The following is a 204-nucleotide window of genomic DNA, read 5'->3' on the forward strand; positions in this document are numbered from 1 at the left end:
GTGGTGGGTGATGACGGGATCGAACCGCCGACCCCCTCCTTGTAAGGGAGGTGCTCTCCCAGCTGAGCTAATCACCCGATACTGCGCTGGATACTACAAACTACTTCCACCGAACCCACTGCATTAGTGGTGGGTCGTGCAGGATTCGAACCTGCGACCAATTGATTAAAAGTCAACTGCTCTACCAACTGAGCTAACGACCCG

General features: G+C 54.4%; 2 tRNA genes. Both read right to left on the minus strand.

Going from position 1 to position 204, the window contains the following annotated elements:
• Position 1: 1 nt before the first annotated feature.
• Positions 2-77, minus strand: a tRNA-Val gene (locus ATB02_RS25995).
• A gap of 50 nt (positions 78-127) precedes the next feature.
• Positions 128-203 (minus strand) — tRNA-Lys (locus tag ATB02_RS26000).
• Position 204 lies beyond the last annotated feature (1 nt).

The organism is Escherichia sp. MOD1-EC5189 (assembly GCF_002966045.1).
In the GTDB taxonomy this organism is placed as follows: domain Bacteria; phylum Pseudomonadota; class Gammaproteobacteria; order Enterobacterales; family Enterobacteriaceae; genus Escherichia; species Escherichia coli_F.